18 protein-coding genes are annotated in these 21,668 nt (G+C 26.7%); 15 read left to right on the top strand and 3 right to left on the bottom strand.

Annotated elements, in window-relative coordinates:
* Window positions 1-6 precede the first annotated feature (6 nt).
* From BN6774_RS14960 to BN6774_RS18875, 9 genes are all read left to right on the top strand, one after another.
* Window positions 7-2,823 (top strand): VWA domain-containing protein, encoded by a 2,817-nt coding sequence (locus tag BN6774_RS14960; protein ID WP_066895190.1) that lies wholly within the window; start codon window positions 7-9, stop codon window positions 2,821-2,823.
* 388 nt (window positions 2,824-3,211) lie between these two features.
* Window positions 3,212-4,891 carry an FUSC family protein gene (locus tag BN6774_RS14955; protein WP_066895188.1) on the top strand — a complete coding sequence of 560 codons (1,680 nt, stop codon included), beginning with the start codon at window positions 3,212-3,214 and terminating at the stop codon, window positions 4,889-4,891.
* Window positions 4,892-4,966: 75 nt separating this feature from the next.
* A complete protein-coding gene (locus BN6774_RS14950; RefSeq protein WP_066895186.1) occupies window positions 4,967-5,695 on the top strand; it encodes a hypothetical protein in 729 nt (242 codons plus the stop codon).
* Between the two features lie 324 nt (window positions 5,696-6,019).
* Entirely contained in the window at window positions 6,020-7,357 is a 1,338-nt protein-coding gene (locus BN6774_RS14945; protein ID WP_066896724.1) for an MATE family efflux transporter, read from the top strand.
* Between the two features lie 187 nt (window positions 7,358-7,544).
* Window positions 7,545-7,697, top strand: coding sequence for a zinc-ribbon domain-containing protein (locus tag BN6774_RS14940; protein ID WP_066895184.1), 153 nt, complete (start codon window positions 7,545-7,547; stop codon window positions 7,695-7,697).
* 346 nt (window positions 7,698-8,043) lie between these two features.
* The gene (locus BN6774_RS18890) at window positions 8,044-8,226 is read left to right on the top strand and encodes an AAA family ATPase (protein WP_235829626.1); all 183 of its coding nucleotides are present in this window, start codon (window positions 8,044-8,046) and stop codon (window positions 8,224-8,226) included.
* A gap of 242 nt (window positions 8,227-8,468) precedes the next feature.
* A complete protein-coding gene (locus tag BN6774_RS18885) occupies window positions 8,469-8,897 on the top strand; it encodes a P-loop NTPase family protein (RefSeq protein WP_235829625.1) in 429 nt (142 codons plus the stop codon).
* Window positions 8,898-8,911: 14 nt separating this feature from the next.
* Window positions 8,912-9,079 carry a hypothetical protein gene (locus BN6774_RS18880; RefSeq protein ID WP_235829624.1) on the top strand — a complete coding sequence of 56 codons (168 nt, stop codon included), beginning with the start codon at window positions 8,912-8,914 and terminating at the stop codon, window positions 9,077-9,079.
* 239 nt (window positions 9,080-9,318) lie between these two features.
* The gene (locus BN6774_RS18875; RefSeq protein ID WP_235829623.1) at window positions 9,319-9,534 is read left to right on the top strand and encodes a PD-(D/E)XK nuclease domain-containing protein; all 216 of its coding nucleotides are present in this window, start codon (window positions 9,319-9,321) and stop codon (window positions 9,532-9,534) included.
* A 743-nt stretch (window positions 9,535-10,277) separates the two neighbouring features.
* On the opposite strand, the gene BN6774_RS14930 is transcribed toward BN6774_RS18875, so the two are convergent.
* Together BN6774_RS14930 and BN6774_RS14925 are read right to left on the bottom strand one after the other, a co-directional pair.
* On the bottom strand, window positions 10,278-11,459 hold the full coding sequence (locus tag BN6774_RS14930) for a DNA cytosine methyltransferase (RefSeq protein WP_066895182.1): 1,182 nt from the start codon (window positions 11,457-11,459) through the stop codon (window positions 10,278-10,280).
* On the bottom strand, window positions 11,444-13,264 hold the full coding sequence (locus BN6774_RS14925; protein WP_066895180.1) for a DNA methyltransferase: 1,821 nt from the start codon (window positions 13,262-13,264) through the stop codon (window positions 11,444-11,446). The genes BN6774_RS14930 and BN6774_RS14925 overlap by 16 nt, the downstream gene beginning before the upstream one ends.
* 136 nt (window positions 13,265-13,400) lie before the next feature.
* On the opposite strand from BN6774_RS14925, the gene BN6774_RS14920 reads away from it, so the two are divergent.
* Both BN6774_RS14920 and BN6774_RS14915 read left to right on the top strand, forming a co-directional pair.
* The gene (locus BN6774_RS14920) at window positions 13,401-15,125 is read left to right on the top strand and encodes an AAA family ATPase (RefSeq protein WP_066895178.1); all 1,725 of its coding nucleotides are present in this window, start codon (window positions 13,401-13,403) and stop codon (window positions 15,123-15,125) included.
* Window positions 15,126-15,133: 8 nt separating this feature from the next.
* Window positions 15,134-16,951, top strand: a complete 1,818-nt coding sequence (locus BN6774_RS14915; RefSeq protein WP_066895176.1) for a DUF2357 domain-containing protein — start codon at window positions 15,134-15,136, stop codon at window positions 16,949-16,951.
* Window positions 16,952-17,361: 410 nt separating this feature from the next.
* On the opposite strand, the gene BN6774_RS14910 is transcribed toward BN6774_RS14915, so the two are convergent.
* A complete protein-coding gene (locus BN6774_RS14910; protein ID WP_066895175.1) occupies window positions 17,362-17,907 on the bottom strand; it encodes a metal-dependent hydrolase in 546 nt (181 codons plus the stop codon).
* A gap of 887 nt (window positions 17,908-18,794) precedes the next feature.
* On the opposite strand from BN6774_RS14910, the gene BN6774_RS14905 reads away from it, so the two are divergent.
* The 4 genes from BN6774_RS14905 to BN6774_RS14890 all read left to right on the top strand — a co-directional run bounded on the left by BN6774_RS14905 (window position 18,795) and on the right by BN6774_RS14890 (window position 21,639).
* Window positions 18,795-19,427: a DUF4230 domain-containing protein gene (locus BN6774_RS14905; protein ID WP_066895173.1), complete on the top strand. Its 633-nt coding sequence runs from the start codon at window positions 18,795-18,797 to the stop codon at window positions 19,425-19,427.
* Between the two features lie 286 nt (window positions 19,428-19,713).
* Window positions 19,714-19,899 (top strand): hypothetical protein, encoded by a 186-nt coding sequence (locus BN6774_RS14900; protein ID WP_066895171.1) that lies wholly within the window; start codon window positions 19,714-19,716, stop codon window positions 19,897-19,899.
* 182 nt (window positions 19,900-20,081) lie between these two features.
* Window positions 20,082-20,576: a sigma-70 family RNA polymerase sigma factor gene (locus BN6774_RS14895; protein ID WP_066895169.1), complete on the top strand. Its 495-nt coding sequence runs from the start codon at window positions 20,082-20,084 to the stop codon at window positions 20,574-20,576.
* The gene (locus BN6774_RS14890) at window positions 20,566-21,639 is read left to right on the top strand and encodes a hypothetical protein (protein WP_066895166.1); all 1,074 of its coding nucleotides are present in this window, start codon (window positions 20,566-20,568) and stop codon (window positions 21,637-21,639) included. The genes BN6774_RS14895 and BN6774_RS14890 overlap by 11 nt, the downstream gene beginning before the upstream one ends.
* Window positions 21,640-21,668: the final 29 nt, after the last annotated feature.

Raw genomic sequence — 21,668 nt, 5'->3', positions numbered from 1 at the left:
AAGAAGATGAAGATAGAAATAGGAAATTTATATTTTTTAATACTAATCCCATTGATTTTTGCCTTTATGATTTATAGTTTTAAAAAATATAAACCATGGAATAAAAATGAATTAGCTATATTTATAAGTAGAACATTAATTTTTGCTTTACTTATACTAGCTTTTGGGAATATAACAATAAACTTAAAGGGAAGAAATATATCAACAGTATTTTTATTAGATGTATCTGAAAGTATTGGTGATTTTGAAGAATCGGGAAAGGATTTTATATCCACAGCTTTAGAAAAAATGCCAAGAGGAAATAAAGCTGGAGTAGTTTTGTTTGGAGATAATTCTAAGGTAGATAAGGTTTTAAATAGAAAGAAAGAATATAAGTCTATAAATGAAAGTCCTATAGTTACAGCTACTAATATTCAAGAGGCTATAGAAAGTTCTTTAAGCTTGTTTGAAAGAGGTGGATCAAAAAGAATTGTCTTAATTACTGATGGAGAAGAAAATCAAGGAGATATTTTAAAATCTATTCCTTTAATAAATGAACAAAAAATAGATTTTAAAGTATATAAAGTAACTGGAGAAAAGGGAAATGAAGTTTATGTAGATAGTGTAAAGGTTCCAGATAATATAGCTGTAGGAGAAGAATTTTCAGTATCTATAGATATAAAATCTAATTATGCAACTAAGGCTAAGCTTTCACTTTTTTCTGGTAGAACTAAGGTAGGAGAGCAAGAAGTTCAAATACAAAAGGGAAAAAACTCCTTTGTGTTTAGAGATAAGCAAAATTCAGGGGGATTTAAAGGATATAGAGTTTTAATAGAAGCAGCAGATGATACAAATAAAGTAAATAATGAATATAGTACCTTTACAAATGTAATGGATAAACCAAATATTCTTCTTATAAATGGAGCTAAAGGAGATTCAACATCTCTAGAGGAAATATTGTTAAACTCTGGAGCTAATATAAAAAAGATAGCACCAGGAGGATCACCTAATTCATTAAATGAGTTATTAGAATATAAGACTATAGTTTTGAATGATGTTCATAAGGATGATTTGACAAATGGATTTATGGAAAATATTGAAGCTTATGTAAGAGACTATGGTGGTGGTTTAGTAACCTTCGGTGGTGAAGATTCTTATGCTCTTGGAGGATATAAAGATACATCATTAGAAAAGGTATTACCTGTGTATATGGATAAAAGAGGGAAAAATGAAGTTCCAGCTATAAGTATAAACTTAATTATAGATAAGTCAGGTAGTATGAGTGCAGAAGGCGGAGGTGTAAGTAAATTAACCTTAGCCAAGGAAGCTGCAATGAAGGCCTTAGAAAATTTAAGAGAAGTAGATGAAATATCTGTAATAGCCTTTGATGATACTTATGATGTAGTTGTACCACTTCAAAAGGTTGGAGATAAGGAGTATATAAAGGAACTTATTTCTGGAATCCAAATAAGAGGAGGAACTTCTATATATCCAGCTCTGGAACAAGGCTACAATATACAACTTGAAAGTAATGCAAAAATAAAACATACTATTCTTTTAACAGACGGACAAGATGGATATGGATATGATAACTACTTAAATTTATTACAAGGCTTTAATGATAATAATGTTACACTTTCTACAGTAGCTGTTGGTGAAGGGGCTAATGCCGATCTTTTAAATCAACTAGCATCTGTAGGTAGGGGGAGAAGTTATTATACAGATATTTATACAGATATTCCTAGAATATTTGCAAAAGAAGTATTATTATCAGCAGGTACTTATATAATAAATGAAGAATTTACTCCAAAGATACTAAGTAATCATGAAATATTAGCAGGAGTTAAAACTTCTGATGGTATACCTAGTTTACTAGGATATATAGGTACTTCTATAAAAGAAAATGCAGTAGAAATTTTAAGTTCAAGTCATGATGAACCAATATTGGCTGCTATGCAATATGGAATAGGTAGGACAGTAAGTTTTACTTCAGATATTAATGGACAGTGGAGTAAAAATTATTTAACTTGGGAGTATGGTCCACAATTTATAAAGAATATGGTTTACTTTACAATACCCAAGTATGGTGAAGATGGGTATTTAAATATATCACAAGAAGGTAATGAAGCCAAAATTGAATTTTATAATGATAATATTTCTAAAGATGCAAAAGTTAAGGGTATTTATAATGGAGAAAATGGGGAAGAAGGAGAGTTTGAGTTATCTCAAGTTGAACCTGGTAAATTCTCTGCCAATATACCTTTAAATTCATTAGGATTTTATAATTTCAATATAAGAGAAGAGGAAAATGGTGAAATTACTAATAACTATAAAGGTGCTTTTGCACTTCAGTATTCAGATGAATATAAGTTTAATACTAATGCTGAAAAGCTAGATGTAGTAGTAAAAGAAACAAAGGGAACCTTTATAAATAAGGCGGAGGAAGTTTTTCAAGGAAAGCTTCAAAGAGAATATAAAAAAATTAATTTAACTAACCCTCTTTTAATAATAAGTATCTTATTGTTTATGCTTGATATAGCATATAGAAGGTTAAATTTAGATTTTATTAAAATATTTAAAAAGAGAAAAGATAAACCTAAGAAGGAAAAGATAATACCAGAAAATGATCTTTCAACAAATAAAGAAAAAGATAAAAATTATAAGATAATATCTGAGGAAAAGAAAATTATAAAAGAAAAGCTTCAAGAAGATATAAAAGTTGAAGAAATTAAAAAGAAAGAAAGTAAAAGAGCAAAAAGTAAGGTAACAAATGAAGAAAATAAAAAACAATCCTTAGATACTAGTTCTCTACTAAAAAAGAAAAGCGATAGAAAGAAAATATAACTGAGACTCTAAATCTTTGATTTAGCCAGTCGAAGTTAAGTGACACTTCAAAACTTGTTTTTGAATAGTGGAACTTACACAGAGTGCACTCCTACGAACGAATGTGAGTAGCGAGTTTCCATTGAGACTCTAAATCTTTGATTTAGCCAGTCCAAGTAAATAATTTGTGTTAGTGGCATTTGGAGATGCTGGAAGAACAACTAACACAAATTATTTACTTTTTTTTTTGTGAAAATATATTAAAAATTATTGATATATTAAAAAAAGAAAATGATTTAAATTAAATAAATGCTAATAATATTAATGAAAAATTAAAGAAAGAAGCATTGTTGAAATTGAAGATTCATTGTGATAATATTTTTTCTTGTATCAAAAGGGAGGGACTAGAATGAAAAATAAAATAATTACCAATACAATAATTTTTATATTTATAATAGCTTTTGTTAATATATTTCAGTCATTATTTGGAGCTGGAAATTCCTTAGTAGGGGTAACTATAATAACTACAGGGTTAACTCTTATGGAAAGGGACTTAACAATAGCACCATTAAAAAATTTCTTTAAAATATTAGGGATTAATTTATTTAGTTTAGTATTTTCAGTTTTAGCTATTCAAAATGTATGGCTTGGAATTATATTTAATTTTATTGCTCTTTTTGCAATTGGATATTTCTTTAGTGGAAATTTAAAAAAATCTATTGTGGTGCCATTTGGCCTTCAGTATTTCTTTATGTTGTTTTATCCAGCAGAAGGAGAAGTTTTATTTAATAGGTTTATAGCTTTAATTTTTGGAAGTATCTTTATAATGTTAATTCAATTTGTTGTAAATAAGGATAAGTTGTTTAAAACAGGAACTAAATTAATAGATAAAATTAGTAATAGCATATTAGAAAAAATAAAATTAATACAAGATAATAAAAGCTTTGAAAAAGAAAATATAGAAATATTAGAATCAATAAATTATTTAAAAAGAGTTATATATGACAAAAGAGTTGATGATTACTATTTAACTAGTGATGGTATAATTATAACGGATATTATATGGGCATTAGAAAGAATAAATATGTTACTAGATGGAATTAACATAGAAAAGAATAAAAGTAACTATAAAGATTTATTAAATGATATATATAATGAGGTTAAAAATATTAAAGATAGAAATTTAGAATTAAAAGATATAGAAAATATAAAATTATATTTAAATAGAGAAGATTTAAATAAGGATTATATAAATGAAACTATAGACTTGATTAATATTCTTTATAGAGAAGTAGAAAACATAAGTGTTTTAAGTGAAAAAGAAAAGAAAAGTATAAAGAAAGAATATCATATTCCCTATCACTTCCATAATATAGCCATTCACAAAAGAAACTTCAATATTGATTCAGCTAAAGTTAGATATGCTATAAGATTAGGGGTAATAGGTGCCTTTACTGCATTTATAGCTAAGTTCTTTAATTTATCTGAAGGAAGATGGATGTGCTTTACTATCTTCTCCCTTATTCAACCTTATGTAGAAGTTTCGAATGAAAGAGTAAAGGATAGGGTTATAGGTACATTTATAGGTGGAGTTATTGTTCTTATAGCTTTTGGAGCTATACATAATCAAACTGCAAGAGCAGCAATTATTCTTTTAGCTGGATATTTAGATCCATTTAGTAAAAATTATAAACAAAAAATGGTTTGTGTTACTGTATCAGCAGTAGCTTCAGCTGCAATAATTGGTGGTACAGTTGAATTAGTATTTGAAAGAATTATATTTGTTATTATAGGTGCTACTTTAACCTTATTTGCTAATAAGTATATATTTCCTTATAAAATTAAGGATATGAAACAATATTTATCTGAGGTATATAATTCTCTTATAAGTCAAATGAAGGAAGACATAAAGGAAAAGCATAATGATTATAGTATAAGAAACCTTTATCTTATTACTGGTTTTATAGAAGAGAAAATGAAATTACCTTTGAGCATTGATAAAGATAATAGAGAAATTAATAGATTTTTAAAGGAAAACAAATTTGAGGTAAGTAATATATATAAATCATTTGTTACTATAAAAAATTAAATTATTATTTATGTAGCAAATTAGTGGTTAGATAAATATTTATATAGTAACAGTAATAAAATAGGAGATAACCATATGCAAATGATGGATATGCTTTTTAGAGGACTTATGGGAGGCGGAATGCCAGGAATGGGTGGAGGAATGCCAGGTATGGGTGGTGGAGGAAACCCCCTTGGAGGACTAGGTGGAAATCCACTTATGAATATGCTTTTTGGATCTATGATGGGTGGAATGGGAGGACAACGAGGAGCACAAGGTCAAGGTAACAATCCTTTATCCATGCTTATGAATGGAATGGGCGGAGGAATGCCTGGAATGGGTGGAGGAATGACTGGTATGCCACAAGGAAATAATATGAACCAAGGAAATGGTATGAATCAATTATTAAGTATGTTAATGGGCGGAAATAATATGATGCCAAATAATATGAATGGTAATATGAATCCTAATATGAACAACAATCCTTTAGCAATGTTTATGAATGGATTAAATCAACAACCACAACAACAGCAACAACAAAGAAACCAAAATGGCAATAGAAATAACAGCGTTGATATGAATCAATTAATGAACATGTTAATGAATGGTGGAAATTCAGGAGCACAACAAAGTCAACCAAACCAACAAGGACAACAAAATCAGCCTAATATGAATGACCAAAATGGCTCTCAAATGGATCCTTTAGCAATGTTCTTTAATTCTATGAATGGTGGCGGAATGAATGGCAATATGAATGGTGGAATGAACCCTACTCAAAATCAAGATAGTAGACGATCTTCAAGAAGTCACAGAAAACACCGTTAAGAAATGTAGAATATAGAATGAATAATATAGAATTCAGGAGAAAACTCCTGTGGAGTTTTTTTCAAATAAAGTTTTTTATAATAAATTTTGAAATTAGAAAAATGGGTTTTGGTAATTTAGAACAAATTACTTCAACGATTATCAACTATCCATTATCAATTATTAATTACATTAACGTGGCTGTCCTTTGGGCAGCCTTATTTTACTTAACATAATGTAATAAATGAAAATACTTAAATAAACACTTTATTATTTTCCGAAGAAATGTTATTCTATATAATTGAGAATAAATATATAGGAGAGTATTAAGTGATGGCAAAAAATATGACAAAAGATATGACAACTGGGAATCCGGTTAAATTAATACTATTATTTTCAATACCACTACTTATAGGGAATATATTTCAACAATTTTATAGTATGGTAGATACTATTATAGTTGGTAGATTTATAGGAGTAGATGCATTAGCAGCAGTTGGGTCTACTGGATCAATGTCATTTTTAATAAATGGGTTTGTTGTAGGACTAACAAGTGGTTTTTCTGTTTTAGTTTCTCAAAAGTTTGGAGCAAAAGATGAAGAAGGATTAAAAAAAGCAACTTCAAGTGCATTGGTTTTATCCTTAATAGCAACAGCTATAATAACAATAGTAAGTGTTTTATTAGCTAAACCTATGCTTCATTTAATGAATACTCCAGAAAATATAATGGTAGATGCCTATAGTTATATAGTAATTATTTATGCGGGAACTATAGCAACTGTAGTTTATAATATAATTTCAGGAATATTAAGAGCATTAGGAGATAGTAAGACTCCGTTGTATTTCTTAATAGTAGCATCAATATTAAATATAATTTTAGATATAGTATTTATAGTTAATTTTTCTATGGGAGTTGCAGGAGCAGCTTGGGCAACAATAATCTCTCAAGGGGTTTCAGGCATATTATGTATAGTTTATACATATAGCAAATATAATATTTTAAGGTTAAAAAGAAATGACTTTAAAGTTAAGAAAAGAGTATATATAAAGCATTTAAAAATAGGTATTCCAATGGCATTACAATTTTCTATAACCGCAATTGGAATTATGATAGTACAAGGAGCTTTAAATGTTTTTGGTTCTACAGCAATAGCAGCTTATACAGCAGCTTCAAAAGTTTTACAAATAGTTATGCAACCAGCAATTACCTTTGGTGTAACTATGGCAACATACTGTGGACAAAACTTAGGAGCTAAAAACTATAAGCGTATAAAAGAAGGGGTAAAGAAGTGTACAGAAATATCTGTAATTACAAGTATTATAGCAGGGCTTATCCTAGTATTTGGAGGAAAATTCTTTGTAGGTTTATTTATTGAAAACCCAAATGCAACTATTTTAGCTTATGCTCAAGAGTGTCTTAATTACTCAGCTATATTCTTTATACCTTTAGGATTAATATTTATATATAGAAATGCACTTCAAGGTATGGGTGAATCCTTTGTGCCAATGATGGCAGGAGCTTATGAACTTATAGCTAGAGGTTTAGTAGCATTTATTTTACCAAAATTTTTAGACTATACAGGAATATGTTTAGCTGATCCAGTAGCTTGGCTTTCAGCATCAATTCCTCTTGGAATATATTACTTCAAGAAAATGAAGTCTATTGAAAAACAAGGATTATAAAGATTTTTAAAATAAGTTTAAAATAAATTTAAAAAATTCAGAAAATTTACTTGCGATATAAATAATAGTATGTTATTATTAGATAGTAGCAAAAAGCTAACAAAGAAAGTTTCGATTGGATAAATAGTTTCTCAGTAATTAGAGATTATATATCAATTTAGAATCTTTAATTTTAGGAGGAATATTTATGTCAGATAAAACTTTATCATGCAGAGATTGCGGAAGCGAATTCATATTTTCAGTAGGAGAACAAGAATTCTACAAAGAAAAAGGATTCACAAATGAACCAACAAGATGTATATCTTGTAGAAGAGCAAAAAAAGAACAAAATAGAAGATAATTTTAGATTGTTGAAGGTTGTAGTGCAAATTACAACCTTTTTTGATGTCCTTTTTTATTGAATATTATAAGATTAAATCTATAGAAGTTTTAAATATACTAATTAAAATGAGGTAAGGATAGATATTATAGAATATGATATAATAATTTTTTGTTCATTAACAAAGACATTATTAAATAGAAAGAATATGTAAAGTATGAAAAAGGTAGCTTTAGGCCAAAGTGATTTAAAACAATTATTAAAGATGATAGATATTTTGTAGATAAAACTCTTTTAATAAAGGAATTTTTATAAGATCCATCACAAGTGATTTTGATTCCAATATCACTAAGGTTTTGGAAAACTCTTGATAAGATATTTCGTTGAAAAATATGATGAAGATAGAAGACATCTGTTTAATAATCTTCTTATAGAAAAAGAAGAATATATAATGAAAGGACAAGGAATATATCTAACTATATATTTAACTTTTAAAGACGAAAAACATAATGATTTAAGTCGCTTATTGAAAGAATTAAATGGTTTATAACAGAAATATATAATGAACATAAGGAAGTTTATAGTAATTTAAAGGATAAACAAGTTAAAGATTTCTTTAATAAAATAATTAATAGTGATTACAGAATGGCAGAATTAGAATTATCATTGAAAAATTTATGTAAATATCTTTATGAATATCATGGGGAAAAAGTTATTTTTTAAATAGATAAATATGATACACCAATCTAACATAGTTATTTTTCTGGAATTTATGATGAAGCAATTAATTTTATGAGAAACTTTTTATCTAATACTTTAAAGGATAATATATATTTAGAAAAAGCTATGCTTACAGGGATATTAAGAGTAGCTAGAGAATTTATATTTTCAGGACTTAATAATATACAGGTTTATTCTATTCTTAAAGAACGATATTCAAAACATTTTGGATTTACAGATGGGGAAATAGAGAAAATATTAAATGCTTTTAATGTAATAGAGCAAAGAGAAGAATTTAAAAGGTGGTATAACGGATATATTTTTGGAAGTACAGTAATTTATAATCCATGGTATGTTTTATCTTATTTAAAGGATAAAGATAGCGACTTTATGCCTTACTGGGTAAATACTTCAGAAAATAAAATAATAAAAACAATTTTAGCTAAAGGTAGTGAAACCTTAAAAAATTCTTTGAAGAACTACTTAGTGGGAATTCTATAGATGAAAATATAATAATGGCAGATATAGAACTTAATGAAGATAATATATGGAGCTTTTTATTAATGGCTGGATATTTAAAAGTTGTAGGAAAAAGAAGAGAAGATATAGAGATATATTATAGTTTAAAGATTCCGAACTTAGAAGTTAAATATATGTATGAAAAAATAATTAGAGATTGGTAAAGTGAAAGTTATATAGCATCATAATAAAATGAAATACCAAAACTTTAGTAAACTTTGATTATGAAGTATTTGAAGAAATATTTATAGATTATGTAGAAAAGTCATTAAGTTACTTTGATGTATCTGGAGAAGATCCAGAAAAGGTAGATCATAGCTTTGTTCTTGGAATGTTAGTATCTTTAAATAGAACACATTAGGTTTTATCAGATAGAGAATCAGGATACGGAAAATATGATGTAATGCTAATACCAAAAGATATAAATAAACCAGGAATAATCATAGAATTTAAAAGAGCAAGAAAAACAAATAAAAAATCAATAGAAGAATTAATAGAAGAAGCAAGAAAACAAATAGAATATAAAAAGTATGAAACAGAACTATTAAATAGAGTAATAGCTAATATAAAGAAGTTACTTATAGTATTTAAAGCAAAAGAAGTTCAGTTAATGATGTAAGTTAATTAATTTATAATTAAATAAGTAAGAGTTAATAGAGTTTTATTTAATTTATTACATAAGGAGGATATGCATATAAAATGTGAAAAATGTGGCTGTGAAGATTACTCAACTTATACGGATGATAAAACTGGAGAATGGAAAAAAGAATGCCAAAATTATGGAGAATAGCTAGAAAGTAATATAATGGTTATTGAAGAAGTATAGAAACTAAAAAATCAGTTTCTTTTTTATGCTGGACATATATTAGATTTTATTAGTCCAATTGTAGTAATTATTATAAATTATATATGTTTAGGTAAGGTTTAAAATATATTCTGAAAATTGTGAAATGAGGCTGAAATTTTAATTTATTAAAGAATGAAGTTGTTAAAAAAAGAGTAATAGAATGTATGGATTAAAATGTTTATAAAAAGTTCATAAATCTAATATAGAATTAGCGGGATAGATAGTCTTAAATAAAAATGATAAGGGAAATATATTATAGAAACTGCTAACTGATATAATGTCTACTTATTTCAGTTCTCTCCAGAAAAAAATATTTATATAAAAGCTAGATTTAAATGCTTTAATATACAAGCAAGTAAAAAAATTAAAAACTAGTGGAATATTTTATCTATATTTTTATAAAAATTAATATTAGTATTTGATAAAAAAATATTACAGGAAATCAAAATTTCCTGTAATATGAAAATAATAAAAAGAATAATTATACAGAATTATATAGAGTCTTTTAAAGTATGTTAATTATAATCATCTAATATTTTAACTATGTGTTTACCTATAGCTTCGGCAAGAAATGGAGGTACTGCGTTACCAATTTGCATACCAAGTGAAGTTATATCACCAATAAATTTATATCTATCAGGGAAAGATTGAATCCTTGCAGCCTCTCGAGGAGTAATTGTCCTATGCTGTTTAGGGTGCGTTATTCTTCCTACTGATGGAGTGTTTAAACGTGTTGTAAGAGTATAAGCAGGAGAATTTCCTTCCATTCTGCCATAAGCACCGCTATGGACTGATTTAGTTCTATATTGTTCAGGCAAATCTTTCATTGTTTGCCCTTCATTTATCATTTTTAAGAGTTCTATAGTTTCTGGCTTGTGCTGAGAACTTATATGATTATATATTAATCCATGTGGATTTTTTAGTTTTTTCTGGTAATCTGTTAAAGTTGTATTGGTAGAATAAGGAATATCATCAACGCCCTCACCAGAATTTAATGCTGGAAGATCGCTAATTGCATCCATAACAGATATATATTTTTCTTTAGAATGTGTAGCTGGTGGAAAAAAATCTTTTGAGCATATTCCAAGATTATTACCTATAAAGATAGCTCTTTTTCTCATTTGTGGAACACCATAATCAGCAGCACATAAAACTTCCGCATGAACATCGTATCCTAAATTTAAAAAAGTTTCATAAATTTCTTTTTTAACAGCCCCATAATTATAGTTTAGAATGCCAGGCACGTTTTCAATAACAAAGACTTTAGGTTTTAGATATTTTACCATTCTAATAAATTCTTTAAAGAGATAATTTCGTTCATCTTCAAGAAACCTAGCATTGCATCTAATACGCCTACCAGCCATGCTAAAACCTTGACAAGGTGGACCACCAAAAATTATGTCACAAGTTAAGGCTTTTTTATCAAATATTTGTTTTATATTTTGGAAACCATGTTCATGTACAGGTAACGAGATATCAATATCATCATTTGATGCCTTAATGAATCTTATATCATCTACAATTAATTGTGTTTGAGGATTATTATATTTATAAGTTTCTGCAATTTGAGGGTTAAATTCAATTGAGGCAACAACATTTATTCCTGCCTGTTCCATTCCAATAGAAAAACCACCAGCCCCACAAAAAAGATCTAAAGCATTATATTTTTTTTTGTTTTTATTTATTTTACTATCCATTTGTAATTTTCACCTAGTCCTTTATTCCCTAAATTTGTTATTTCTATATACTCAAAATTTTTCTTTATCAAATTATCTATATTTATAACTTTGCCGTCATTATTACAGTAAGCGTGGTTTTTGGCTATTATTGGAATGAGATATTCGTAAAGCTGAGATGAAGTAGCACCGTTCTTTTTAATTAAAAAATCTCGTATAGTAGTCAATATAAATTCCTCAGCGTTTGGAAGATATTGATAACTATGTTTGTTTTTATTTGGAGCAACTTTCTTGAAGTTGTAAACAAAATCTCCAGTTAAAGTATTTTTCTTATTAATACCTTGTGTACCTGAAGAGACCGCTTGAGATTGGAGTACAATTCCCATTAATTCAAATCCAGCATCTAGGCAACCTTCTAAGATGGATTTCCATATATTTAGGTCTCTGTTATGAAAAGTGAAGGACATATAATGATTAGGCTTTAATACTCTATACATTTCTTTATAAGCCTTTTTAATTCTTAAATCATAATCAGCATAGTCCTTATCCCTATAAGAATCAATTATTATTTCATCTTTATAATCGACTTTGAAATTCAACCAACAGTTCCAAAAATGGCTTAGTGCAAAATATGCTATACTTTCTCCATAAGGTGGATCAGTAAATATGTAATCAATGCTATTAGATTCAATGTTATCTAAATGAGATGAATCCATATTGTAGAATGTAGCTAAATTTGAATCAATACCTTTTAACTCAAGTTTCCCTTTTAAAATTGTCTTAAAGCGTAAATTAAAACATGTAAATATGTTTCTTTCGGTATGAACTGTTGGAGTCCAAAATTTACTAATTACCCATCCAGACTTATAAGTACAATTCTTTATATCTCCAGGAATCATCCTAGAAACATTAGGTAACATAGAAGTAAAACATAATAGAAATAAATTTTTAATATTTTCATCTTCAATGTTTAATATCTGCTTTCTAAGATAAGATAGAATTATCAGAGCACGTTGGGTAAATAATTCATCAATACGCTCACGTCCACTTCTTTTAACATATTGCATGATAGGGTCTTTAGGATATTCCAATTCACCAGACATTTCAAGTCTATTAAAAAGTTCTATGTATTCATTTACCTTTTGGTTATCAAATTCATCTGCATCTTTAATGAATAGGCCGTGCTCTCCACATTTAGCTCTAACTCTAACTAAGGAGTCTTGTTCCCATACGTATATTTCAACTTGACAAATGCTACCACAGTTAGGGCATTTAGTGAAATATAGAGTATGAAATTCTTCATACATAGTATTATAAATAATTTTAAAATGCTCCTTAAAAGCATTTAAATCTACCTTGCTCAAAGTGTTTTTAACAATAAATACAGACATTGGATTAAGATCAACACCGATAGATTTTCTATTCAGTTTTGAACTTTCAACATTTGTTAATCCACTACCCATAAAGGGATCAAGAACAATATCACCTTCATCGGTAAAGTTTTTTATGTATTCACTTACAACATTATGAGCCTTACGCCCCCAATACCTATGCATCAAGTAATGTGATGGATGTGGCAAAGGTGGTATATTATTTTTGATTATTTGTGAATCTTTGGAAACGCCTTCTTTATTAAGTGAACTGCTATTTGAATAAATTTCAGATTTGATTTTTTCAATATCATTAGCATTAAATTTTCTGTATTTAGATTCACCTACCCTATAGCAAGGTAAATAGCCAGAATCTGCCCATCTTCTTATAGTAGATTCTGATACATCTAATGCTACAGCGACTTCTTTTGTTGTTAGTAATTTTTTGTTATTCATCTAAAAGTCCTCCAAGTCTATCTTAGTAACGTATGATATTTTAACATACTTCGATAAATTAATCAATGAAAATACACGGTATTATTGTTAGCATATTTGAAGTGTGATATAGTTACTATGAGAGGGGGGGCTGTATATGAAGGCTATTAAGGTAGAAAATATAATTGATGAATTTGAAGCAAAAAAATTCTTCTTTAATAAGGAACTAATATTTAATTATTTTAATTGTTTAAAAACTAAACCTTTTTTGATTTTGACAGGAATATCAGGGTCAGGTAAATCAAAATTATCACAAGTATTTTCAGATATAATATCTGAAGGTAATAAATCAAAAATTGAATTAATCCCAGTTAAGCCTAATTGGAAAGATAGTAAAGGGTTGTTTGGATATCATAATTTATTAGATAATACGTACTATATTACGCCTTTAATTAAATTAATGATAAGAGCTTTAAGTGATGGTGAAAATCCGTATTTTTTAATATTAGATGAGATGAATTTAGCAAAGACAGAGCATTATTTTGCTGATTATCTTAGCTTAATTGAAAGTAGACAATTACGTATAACTAACACGACAAGAGATATTAATATTTATAGCACTTTGAAAAGTAACTTTACTTTTAAGCAGGGAGACTCACTATCTGAAGCAATAATATTAGCAGCTATAGATTTTAATACTAATACTTACCGACCAGTTGCTGATTATAGGGGACATAATTTTTCTAAATTGTGGAGAGAACAGTTTAGTAACGTTAGTGATGAGAATTGGACACCACAGTTTAGGACAGAATTAAATCAAGGTGATAATAGGTTAGCTAATAGGGTGTTTGAGTCTCCAAATGGTGAAGGTAGGAATTATAGATTAAAAGATAAAAGTGGTCTTAGTGTATCAGACAGAGCTATAATTGAGCGTTTAGAGAAAACCTATAGTGATTTAGTAAATGGAACATCAGTTGAAATATATCAAGATTTAATAACATTGCATAATAATGATATATGTATTGGAGCATGTAGTGGTACAAGCTGTACGATAACTAATTGTCCGTATAAAAATGAAGAAAAATATAAATGTGACAAGTTATACGATAGTAGTAGCGACACATATTTAGTGCCACCTAAAATGCCAATTCCTTTAAACCTATTTACGATAGGAACAGTTAATATTGATGAGACAACATATATGTTTAGTCCTAAAGTATTAGATAGAGCTAATGTTATTGAATTCAATGATATTGATTTTGAGAATCTTTTAGGGTTGAGTGAAGAATTTAAGAGTATTATAAGTGAAAACTCTAATTATGTTTGGGATGAAAATTTTTATTTCAATGATGGTACAATTATTGATGAGTTTAAGATAGATATACCAAATGCAGAACATGCTAAATATTTTATGAATATATATTCAAATGGATTTAAAGATATCCTTAAGATATTTGATATTTTAAGAGTGTATAATATGCATTTTGGATACAGAACTATGAATGAGATAAGTTTGTATATTAGTAATGTTAATAAATTTACAGCATATGAACATAAGTTACAAATTGCTGTTGATTTACAGGTGCTACAAAAAATATTACCCAAATTCCATGGGTCATTTGAAAAATTGTGGAATCCTTTATTTAACATTTTATTAGTTTGTTTAAAGGAAATTCCAAAAGAATTCAAAAATACGTCAAGCTTTGCAAGCGGTGATATAGAAAAATTATTATCGATTGTGTCTGAGGATGCAAACTATGAAAAAATGAGTCTTGATGCTGAAACATTAAAAAATAAATTTAAGTATCCTAGAAGTGCAAAAAAAATATTATCAATGATGAAGAATCTTCAAATGTACGGATTCTGTAGTTATATAGAATAGGTATGCATATGAAAGGGTATGAAAAGTTAATAGCAATTAAACAAAATGGTATTCTTTTATATGTTGATGGGATATCAAGAGAAGTACTTGCCAAATTTAAGAACTCTAAGGAAATATATTTACCTTATGATGAATATTGTAAAGATTATATATGTTTGAATTCTTCAGCAGATAAGTCTAATATAATATACTTAAACGAATGGGCTTCATATAAGGTAGAACCTCTAAATGATAGTATTGTATTTGAAGAAAAAGACTTCCTAAAAAGAGGTTCTTATGGAAATGATAAGTTTGGAACATTAATTTTTAAGAATTGTACAGGATTGTCATTTTTCAAAAACTTAACAGTTTTTATTGTTTCAAACAAAATAAATGAAGAAACATTTGAGAAAATGCTTAACACGATAAATAGTTATATATTAAATTTATCATTTGACTTTAACCAAAGTACATTTAGCAGTGTAGAAAGAGATAAAAAAATACATACTGATATAGAGTATCATATTTTTATAATGGTAATGCATTGGCTTGATACTAAACAAAGAAATATTAATCTATTTACCTTATTTAAGTTAATAAGAAACAACCCTCATAGAAATATTTATGATAACTATTATTATGAAGATATAAATTCATTATCATATGTAGATGAGGATGTTATGGTTGATATTTTTTCAGGTTTAGATGAATTAATTGAAGTTCAAGGAGTTAATAATAAGTTGTCAGCTAAATTAAGCAAAGGTGGTAAGAATTATCTTCCTAAAAAAGTATTACAAGTTGAAATAGAAGATACTTTTAACACTAATGAGAATAGGTTTCTCAAATATTTTATTAACTATATTATTAAAATAATTGATTACTTTGTGGGTGTATTCATTAATAAAAAGGATGCGATGATAAATTATAGTATTATAGAAAAGTCATTATTATATAAAAAGGAATTAGAAACATTAATAAGTGATAGTTTTCTAAGAAATGTAGGAGATTTATCATATATACCATCTAATTCCACAGTGCTTCAAAGAAGAGAAGGTTATAGGCAGTTTTATAATTATTATGTAACAATTAAGTCAATGCCTAAAATAAGTGATATTAATGTGGATCTATCAGATATTATTGAAAATAAAAGCTTAGATTTATTGTATGAATACTATTGCTTTTTTATGGTAGCTGATGTTCTTTGTAATATTTACAAAGTAAACATTAATAATTTAGCTTTTAAAGTGTATAAAAATGAATTTAATAAAACATTAGCAAAAAAGACTAATGCTAATTATTTTGAGTTTGAAGATAAAATGAAATTATTGCCAAGGATTAAGCTTTTTTATAATAAGAATTATTCTAATCCCTTATCTTATTCAAAAGCTTATGACCCTGATATATCAATAGAAATATTTGATAACAAAGGGGAGTTAAAGGAAATAGTTATTTTGGATGCTAAATTTAAAATTGTTAACTATCAAATACAAGATGAAGAATCAGAGAATAGTTTCAATTTTGATGATATTACCAAAATGCATGCTTATAAAGATGCAATTACAGATGTGGTAGGGGCATTTGTTTTATATCCAGGGGATATACATAAGGTTTACAGAGAAAAAAGTGATTGTGTTAATTGTGAGGAATCTAATTGTAAAAATGCATTTAATGGGGTAGGAGCGTTTACTTTAAACCCAGATAATCATAACGATTATTTAAAGCTTACTATAATATTGAAGACTATATTAGAAAGTTATTATAAAGGGATACCAGCTAATTGTAGAAAGGGCAAAATAATAGAAATAGCACTAGATAAAGTTGCTGAAAATAGAGAGAGTTACGATTGATTTATCAAATAAGAGAAAGTATGGTGTAAATCACTTATAATTCTCAAGTGATAACTAGGAGCTTTTTAAATAGATGTAAAACATAGATGATCATAAAGAAAAAAATATTTAACACTTTATGATCATCTATATTTATTTTATAAGAATTAGTTAGAGTATCTATCATGAATTTAAATTTTTAGTAAAATTAAAATCAATGTATGCTTAAATAAACAATTTATTAAATAGAAAGTGGGATGAAAAGCCTCCCACAAGTAACTCCTGGTATGAGTACGATGTTCCAAATTAAATAATATGAGAAGTATTTTTAATAACGTTGAAATTCTAAAATCTAATAAAAGTTTTGCATAATGTATAAGCTATGGGTAAGATAAAGACTTTATCCATAGCTTATATTTTTTATTTCTAATTTACCATTTGATACTAAATTTATTCTTAGAATTCATACAAGGTAATTTAAATTCAAAAAAGTTTAAATGTTTTCCGTTAGTTGAAAATCTATCCCCAACAATATGTAGAGTATAACCCATAATAAATCCCAATGTAAGATATATAATACCAATATTATATATGGTATAGAAAAAAAGCATTGTCCCAAACCATTTATGTGTGAACATTCTATGTGGTGACAATTTTCCTAAGGTCATTAAAATAATAAAATATAAACTATATTTATTTTGTACAATAACTTTAGGTAATATTTCCACAACTCTATTTGTTATATTTAGCTTATAGACTAGTGCAAATAATAATAAAGCTATTACTAAGACTTTATTAAAAGTTTGACTTGCTTTAGATTTTTCAGCATCTATGTCTGGTAAATATGAACCTATGATGCTCCCGCTAATAAGGGGAATAAAATAATTTAAATTTTGATTCTTATCTAAATTAAAGACAGCTAGTCCCATAATACTTGTAGCTGTTATTCCAATAGCTAAGTGTTCTCTACCTTTCATTAGTTTTTCTCCATTTATCTTTTGTAATTTCTTATAGTGTACTATATTTAATAAAAAAACAAAAGTATGTTCTTAGATAACACTTTAGGTATAGAAGTTAAATATGAAATAGGGAAAGAATTAGGTTATATTTTATAAGTTAATTTTTAATATTATAGTTATTTAAGTTAGTATAATAAATTAAATAAAATAGTGAGTATTATTTATTAGGAGTAAATAAAAGTTACAATGGATAAAATAATTAATTTAAAACAAGGATTTATATAAAATTTGAAAAAAAGCAAAGAAAAAATTTGAGTATATAAAAATATTAGATGATGTATATGAAGTACCTACAAATGAAATATTTTCAAAAGATATTGCAAATATATATTTGGATTCTAAAATTTATTCTGATTTAAACTTAGTTAAAGATATTAAAAAGGTTAAATTTAAAGAAAATGATTGTATAAGTATAATGTAAAAATATTAGTGTTACCTATAATTACAGAATATATAAATGAAGTGAGGACTATAAATAAAAATTAAAAATGTATTTATCATATGAAGATAGAGAAGAATTAATAAGTTAATTTTTAGTATTATAGAAAATTAAATTTTTAATAATAGATGATTATAAAGGTCGAATAGTTAATACCTTTTAATCACCTATTTTTTATTTTAGAGTTAAATTAATAAAAGGGATAATTTTGATTAATATATTGAATATTTATTTGTATTATCTTAGAATTAAAAGGAATAAATGTAAAATGATAACTAAATGATTTTACTTAATAAAAAGTATGATTTATAGATATTTTTAAATAAATTTTAATTAGATAGTTATAATATTACGCAAAAATTACGTTGTATATTGTGAAGAAATTAAATTTAAGGAGAGAGGTTTTATGAGTTTACAAAGTGAAATAGTAGAAAAAGAGGTTAAGAAATCAAGTTTTTTTAAGAAGTATCTTATCAAAAAAGGAAAATGGGGGATTCTAATTTTAGTAGTTATTTTAGCTGTATTAATTGGATTAAGATCAGCTATTTATTTTAATAATAAGACTACAAAAATTGGATTTGAAAATATTGGAGAATTTGCTACACAAGCTGCTTATTGTACAGAACTGAGTTCTATAGATAATTCAAGAGAATTGCTTAAATTTTCAATACCATTTACACAAAGTAAGTATATATATAGCTATGATGTAGTCATTAAGGCTGGTTTTGATTTTAGTGAAATTGAATGGGAGGAAAATGACAAGATAATTGAAGTTAAGTTTCCAACGGCAAAAATCCTAAGTAGTGAAATAGATTTAGACTCCTTTAAAGTTTATCATGAGGAAGAAAGTATCTTTAATAAAATTACTATGACAGAAAACAATGAATCAATTAGAGGGTTAAAAGAAAAAGCAGAAGAAGATGCCATTGCAAATGGATTGTTAGAAAATGCTCGAGCTAATGCTGAAACAGTATTAACTGGATTTTTTAGTAAGGTATATGATTTGGACAAGTATGAAATAGTTTTTAAAGATAAATAGGTAGGAGGAATAATTATGAAAAAGCGTTTAATTTTCTTAGGCGTTGGTGTAGGAGCTATTATATTTTTGTTTTACTTTGTATTATTTCTTACGGCATAAGAATATGCCAAATGAACAGTTAAATAATATAATTATATTCAGTTAGAGAAGATTATTATAAAGTTAGAATAATTAATACTTTATAATAATCTATTTTTGTAAAATAAAACTTTTATATTGAAAGAAAAAATAACACTAAAAGAATTAATTAAATATAATAATATAAATAATAAATTAGGAGTTTTATATGGAAAATTCTAAATTATATCAATTAATAGCTTTTGCTTGTTGTTCGGCAATAAATGATAATCTGAATGGTATTTATTATACCTATAACAGATATAATAAAAAATTAGATAACATAAATAATAATAAATTTATTGTAAAACTAAACAAAAGTATTAAAGAAATTTCAAAAGATTTATTTAAATAAAGTATATATAGATAGCCAATAAAAAACTCATCTTTAAGGTGAGTTTTTTCTATGTTAAATTATTTTATAAATTTATTTGTGTATAGTGTAAAAGTTCCATAAAATTAAAATATATAGTTTTTCATATGCAACATTTTAGGTTGTTGTTTTGTATTAGTTATGAAAGGGGGATGAGGTGAAAGATGGATAAGTTTTCTTTACCTAGGGAAGAACTTATTTTAGAAGTTTTAGAAAAATATAATACTATGGTTTACAGATTAGCCTTTTCAAGAACTAAAAGTGTACATGACGCTGAGGATATAATGCAGAATGTTTTTATAAAATTTATAAAGTGTAATGTTAACTTCGAAAGTGATGATCATATAAAAGCTTGGTTAATAAGAGTGACTATAAATTTGAGTAAAAATTTATTAACTTCAGTTTGGTTTAAAAGAACTACAACCTTGGAAGAGGATATAGTTGTAACACTAAAGGAAGATAGTGAAGTATATAAGTATGTATTGGATTTACCAAACAAGTATAGAACTGTTATACACCTTTTCTATTATGAAGACATGTCAACAGCTAGTATATCAGAGGTTTTAAATATAAAAGAGTCAACAGTACGTTCTCAGCTTCATAGAGCAAGAAATATGCTTAAGGAAAAAATGAAAGGAGATGAGTGCCTTGAATTTTAAAGATAGTTATAAAAAAGATAATGAAAAAATTAAGCCAAGAAAAGAAGTATTAACTGGTATATCAAATAATATTAACAACTATAGTAAAAGCAAGAAGAAGCTCAATTATAAACTGGCATTTTCAATAGCAGCAGTTTTAATTTTTTCATTTTTAATTTTTGCTAAAGAAAAAATAAAATATGATGATAAGCTCTCAAATAATATAACTGAAGACTATAACAAAGTAGTTGAAGATAGTATTGAAGAAAATCAAATAAATGATGATGTCAATAATACTTATAAAAAAGGAATATATGTACCTAAGCAACAACTTGGTAAAATAGATCCTAATATTCAAGCCTGTAGAATTGCTAGTCTTGTATATAAAGGGAGAGTTTATACTGTAGCAGGAACAGAAATTTCATTAGAAGAAGGAAAAGCTTTAATGGATAAAAAAATAGGTGTTACCTGGGACCTAATAGGTGAAATTAGAGATAATGGCACATCAGCAGGATATGTAGATTTAGAAAATCTAAAGGATTTTGCAAGCTTTGGAGAGGGTGAAGAAGTTTATACAGTAAAAGGGTATGATGAGGAGTTTAGATTAATAACACATACTAAAAATGAATATGGTGAGTTTGTTAATCTTTGGGAATGTTTAAATGATTTTATTTTAGCTGATGGTAGTGATGTATTTGGCAAGATGAATATAAAAGATAAGTTAGAAAGCGTTACTTGGGAGACATTTAATAATTGGAATTACGGAAATATAAATGAAAAAGAAGTTGTTATAGATAATGTAGTAATCAATTTTATTGAGGCTATGTATAATGGAGTACCCTATTCTTTAGAGGATGAAGAATTAAGAAAGAAATTGTTTGACAAAGAAAGCAATTATAGTAGTGGAGAAGAATATTTTCAAGCTAACGAGGAAAGACAAAAATTCTTATTTTTAAAAATGAAAGATGGAACAAAAGTAGAAATAAGATTATTTAAAGATGGGTATATATATTATTCAGGATTAAACTTTGCTTTTAAAATTGATGATGAGACCTTCAATAATATGTGGAATAAACTTATATAGTAGTATAACATGTAAAACCATTAGTTTAG

This window comes from Clostridium nigeriense, assembly GCF_900086595.1.
GTDB lineage: Bacteria > Bacillota > Clostridia > Clostridiales > Clostridiaceae > Clostridium > Clostridium nigeriense.
The sequence above is the reverse complement of the archived record's forward strand: the minus strand, read 5'-3'. Positions and strand labels throughout refer to the sequence as shown.

Excerpts from the sequence above, each read along its gene's own strand:
- BN6774_RS14960 (WP_066895190.1), top strand. The coding sequence starts at position 7 with ATGAAGATAGAAATAGGAAATTTATATTTTTTAATACTAATCCCATTG.
- BN6774_RS14955 (WP_066895188.1), top strand. The coding sequence starts at position 3,212 with ATGAAAAATAAAATAATTACCAATACAATAATTTTTATATTTATAATA.
- BN6774_RS14950 (WP_066895186.1), top strand. The coding sequence starts at position 4,967 with ATGCAAATGATGGATATGCTTTTTAGAGGACTTATGGGAGGCGGAATG.
- BN6774_RS14945 (WP_066896724.1), top strand. The coding sequence starts at position 6,020 with ATGACAAAAGATATGACAACTGGGAATCCGGTTAAATTAATACTATTA.
- BN6774_RS14940 (WP_066895184.1), top strand. The coding sequence starts at position 7,545 with ATGTCAGATAAAACTTTATCATGCAGAGATTGCGGAAGCGAATTCATA.
- BN6774_RS18885 (WP_235829625.1), top strand. The coding sequence starts at position 8,469 with ATGAGAAACTTTTTATCTAATACTTTAAAGGATAATATATATTTAGAA.
- BN6774_RS18880 (WP_235829624.1), top strand. The coding sequence starts at position 8,912 with ATGGCAGATATAGAACTTAATGAAGATAATATATGGAGCTTTTTATTA.
- BN6774_RS18875 (WP_235829623.1), top strand. The coding sequence starts at position 9,319 with ATGCTAATACCAAAAGATATAAATAAACCAGGAATAATCATAGAATTT.
- BN6774_RS14930 (WP_066895182.1), bottom strand. The coding sequence starts at position 11,459 with ATGGATAGTAAAATAAATAAAAACAAAAAAAAATATAATGCTTTAGAT.
- BN6774_RS14925 (WP_066895180.1), bottom strand. The coding sequence starts at position 13,264 with ATGAATAACAAAAAATTACTAACAACAAAAGAAGTCGCTGTAGCATTA.
- BN6774_RS14920 (WP_066895178.1), top strand. The coding sequence starts at position 13,401 with ATGAAGGCTATTAAGGTAGAAAATATAATTGATGAATTTGAAGCAAAA.
- BN6774_RS14915 (WP_066895176.1), top strand. The coding sequence starts at position 15,134 with ATGAAAGGGTATGAAAAGTTAATAGCAATTAAACAAAATGGTATTCTT.
- BN6774_RS14910 (WP_066895175.1), bottom strand. The coding sequence starts at position 17,907 with ATGAAAGGTAGAGAACACTTAGCTATTGGAATAACAGCTACAAGTATT.
- BN6774_RS14905 (WP_066895173.1), top strand. The coding sequence starts at position 18,795 with ATGAGTTTACAAAGTGAAATAGTAGAAAAAGAGGTTAAGAAATCAAGT.
- BN6774_RS14900 (WP_066895171.1), top strand. The coding sequence starts at position 19,714 with ATGGAAAATTCTAAATTATATCAATTAATAGCTTTTGCTTGTTGTTCG.
- BN6774_RS14895 (WP_066895169.1), top strand. The coding sequence starts at position 20,082 with ATGGATAAGTTTTCTTTACCTAGGGAAGAACTTATTTTAGAAGTTTTA.